Annotated in this window: 1 protein-coding gene and 2 pseudogenes; 2 read left to right on the forward strand and 1 reads right to left on the reverse strand. The window is 68.5% G+C overall.

Annotated features, from left to right (window positions below; genetic code table 11):
* The first annotated feature begins 171 nt into the window (after positions 1–171).
* Positions 172–462 (forward strand): annotated as a pseudogene (locus tag OXS49_RS33025) (type II toxin-antitoxin system RelE/ParE family toxin).
* A gap of 2 nt (positions 463–464) precedes the next feature.
* Positions 465–763, forward strand: a pseudogene (locus tag OXS49_RS33030) (addiction module antidote protein).
* A gap of 25 nt (positions 764–788) precedes the next feature.
* Here the strand turns inward: OXS49_RS33030 and OXS49_RS33035 are convergent.
* Positions 789–2,726: an ABC transporter ATP-binding protein/permease gene (locus OXS49_RS33035; RefSeq protein ID WP_267428722.1), complete on the reverse strand. Its 1,938-nt coding sequence runs from the start codon at positions 2,724–2,726 to the stop codon at positions 789–791.
* Between the last annotated feature and the right edge of the window lie 208 nt (positions 2,727–2,934).

The raw sequence follows: 2,934 nt of genomic DNA on the forward strand, positions 1-2,934 counted from the left end.
ACAGAACGGTGCAGTGATTTTAGGGAACCGGCCTCAGGGTGCGACGCCGACCGGGACGCTGGCCTGCGCAACGGGCAGGCCAGCAGGCCGCTCCGTGTTGCCGGTGCGCCGCTCCAAGCTGCCGCCTGGCGAATCCGGTGACGGATTGTCGTCAAAAAACGACAAGGCGGCATGGTGATCGTGCACCGCACCGCTGCCTACCAAGCCTGGATCGACGGACTGCGCGACGTTCAGGCCGTGGCTCGCATTGCGAAGCGGATCGATCGCCTGCTTCTCGGCAATCCCGGTGATGTCAGGTCCGTCGGTGAGGGCGTGAGCGAGATGCGGATCGATTAAGGTCCCGGATACCGCGTCTACTATATCCAGCGAGGCAACAGGATCATCCTCTTGCTGTGCGGCGGCGACAAGGGCTCGCAAGCTCGCGATATCCGCGAGGCCAAGCGCTTGGCGAAGGAGATATGACCATGGCCCTGGAGACGTTCCCCTACGATACCGCCGAGCATCTGAAGACACCGGAGCATATCGCGGCCTACTTGGAAGCCGTGCTGGAAGATAATGATCCGGCTCTGCTGAGCCATGCCCCCGGGGTGTGGCCGCACGCGCGCATGGGATGATACAGATCGCGCAGGAGACCGGCCGCTCCCGCGAGCAGCTCTACCGGACCCTCTCGGAGAAGGGGAACCCGCAGCTCGACACGTTGATGGGTGTGCTCATGGCCATCGGCCTGCGCCTCAGCGTGAAGCCGATCGAGACCGAGGCCTGAACGCCGCCGCGTCGCCTCTCGCCCCCTACTCCGCGGCCGCCGTCTCCGGCACGCCCGCGCGTCCGGTTCGCACCGGCACCACCGGCGCGTCGGCCCGCTGCAGCACTTCGAGCGCGGCGTCGGCCTCCCGCTGGCGATCCCAGAGCGCCGCATAGACGCCCCCGGCCTCCAGCAACTCGGCATGGGTGCCGCGCTCGACGATGCGGCCGTGGTCGAGCACCAGGATCGCGTCCGCGTTCACCACCGTCGACAGCCTGTGGGCGATTACCAGCGTGGTGCGGCCGCGGCTGACCCGGTCCAAAGCCGCCTGGATCTCGGCCTCGGTGAAGCTGTCGAGCGCCGAGGTCGCCTCGTCGAGCACCAGGATCGGCGGCGCCTTCAGGATCGTGCGCGCGATGGCGACCCGCTGCTTCTCGCCGCCCGAGAGTTTCAGGCCGCGCTCGCCGACCGGGGTGTCGTAGCCCTCCGGCAGGCTCGACACGAACCCGTCGATCTGGGCGAGCCCGGCCGCCTCGCGCAGCTCGGCCTCGGTGGCGTCGGCTCGGCCATAGCGGATGTTGTAGCCGATCGTGTCGTTGAACAGCACCGTGTCCTGCGGGACCATGCCGATCGCCGCCCGCAGGGATTCCTGCGTGACCGCGGCGATGTCCTGCCCGTCGATGCCGATCCGGCCGCTCTGCGGCTCGTAGAACCGGAACAGCAGACGCGAGAGGGTCGACTTGCCGGCCCCCGAGGGCCCCACCACCGCCACCGTCTGGCCCGCCGGGATCTCGAAGGAGACGCCGCGCAGGATCGGTCGCTCGGGATTGTAGGCGAAGCGGACATCCGCGAACTCCACCGTGCCGCCCGCGACGTGCAACGGCGCCGCCCCCGGCCGGTCGGCGATCTCGGGGTTCTGCCCGAGGATGCGGAACATGTCGTCGATGTCGATCAGCGCCTGTTTGATCTCCCGGTAGATCATGCCCATAAAGTTCAAGGGCATCGAGAGCTGCACCAGCATGGTGTTGGCCAGCACGAAGCCGCCGATCGTGGTGCGCCCGGCCAGGATGTCGCGGGCTGCGAGCCACATCACGGCGGTCATGCCCAGCGTGAAGATCACCGCCTGCCCGGCATTGAGCACCGCCAGCGACACGTAGGTCTGGGTCGAGGCCTTTTCGTATTTGGCCATCGACACGTCGTAGCGGGCGGCCTCCCACTGCTCCGCACCGAAATACTTCACCGTCTCGTAGTTGAGCAGCGAATCGACCGCCTTGGTGTTGGCGTCGGTATCCGACGCGTTCATCCGGCGGCGAATCGCGATCCGCCACTCGGTCGCCTTGTAGGTGAAGGCCAGGTAGGCCGCGACCGTCGCGAAGGCGGTTGCCGCGTAGGTCCAGCTGAACTCGTAGGCCAGAACGCCGAGCACCAGCACGAACTCGACGATGGTCGGCACCAGGGTCAGCACCATCAGGCGCGACAATTCCTCGATGCCGGAACGGCCGCGCTCCAGCACCCGGGTCAGGCCGCCGGTCTTGCGCTCCAGGTGGAAGCGCAGGGACAGGCGGTGCATGTGCGCGAAGGTCTGGAGCGCCAGCCGCCGCACCGCGTACATCGCCACCTTGGCGAACAGCCCGTCGCGCATCTGGGTCAGCGCCGACATGGCGATCCGCGAGACGCCGTAGAGGGCGATCAGCAGCATCGGCGCGGCGAGCAGCCCCGTGGGCACCGGCGCGTCCTTGCCTCCCACGGCGGCCACCAGCGCGTCGGTGATCCACTTGAAGGTGAACGGCGTCACCATGGTCACCAGCTTGGCGGCGAGCAGCAGGCCGAACGCCAGGAACACCCGGCGCTGCAGGTCCGGCCGTCCGTGCGGCCAGAGATGCGGCCAGAGTCGGCGGTAGGTGGCGATCAGGCCGGGGCGCTCGGCAGAAAGACCCCCAGCCTGGGGCGTCGGCCCGGCCGGGGGCGCGTTCGTATCGGTCATGAAGGATTCTGCGGGGCGGGATGTCGTGTGCCCCGCATATAGGCCCGCGGCGGCGCGGGATCACCCACGCTGCGTGCAGGGCACCGCGTCACGCCCGCCAGAACGGCTTTCGGATCTCGGCGCGCAGGCGCCAGGAATCGAGGCCGGCCTCGCGGATCTGCTCGGGATGCAGGGCGGCGAGCGCCCGGCGGTTGCGCAGACGCGTCAG

Source organism: Methylobacterium sp. GC_Met_2 (assembly GCF_026540795.1).
In the GTDB taxonomy this organism is placed as follows: Bacteria; Pseudomonadota; Alphaproteobacteria; order Rhizobiales; family Beijerinckiaceae; genus Methylobacterium.

What these genes read in the sequence shown, in the direction of transcription:
- OXS49_RS33035 (WP_267428722.1), bottom strand. Translation starts at nt 2,726, where the DNA reads ATGACCGATACGAACGCGCCCCCGGCCGGGCCGACGCCCCAGGCTGGG.